This window comes from Lutibacter sp. TH_r2 (assembly GCF_033101135.1).
Lineage (GTDB): Bacteria > Bacteroidota > Bacteroidia > Flavobacteriales > Flavobacteriaceae > Lutibacter.
Genome location: NZ_JAWMPV010000020.1, coordinates 1 through 316, shown reverse-complemented (window position 1 = coordinate 316; position 316 = coordinate 1). Strand labels below are relative to the sequence as shown.

1 protein-coding gene is annotated in these 316 nt (G+C 31.0%); it reads right to left on the bottom strand.

The window, feature by feature from the left end:
• Nucleotides 1-36: 36 nt before the first annotated feature.
• The coding region (locus R3X25_RS15190) for an integrase core domain-containing protein (protein WP_317675818.1) at nucleotides 37-316 on the bottom strand (280 nt) is incomplete at its 5' end.

The following is a 316-nucleotide window of genomic DNA, read 5'->3' as shown; positions in this document are numbered from 1 at the left end:
CTAGTCCTAAAATACGGCTACAGGTTAAATTGAATTTTACGCTGTTAATTTATATACCATATTTGGTGTTTTAAAGTCTAAAGATAAGTGTAATCTTACTTGGTTGTATAAATTAATTGCATTTTTTGCAGCTCTTTTTGCGTGCGCAGTATTCATAAAGGTTTGATCAAGATAAAATTCATCTTTTAGTATTCCGTTCACACGTTCAGCCATTGCGTTTTCGTAACAATGATTTTCTTCGGTCATACTTATTTCTATCTTTTTTCTTTTAAGTATTTGGGTGTATACATTGCTGCAATATTGTATTCCTCTGTCT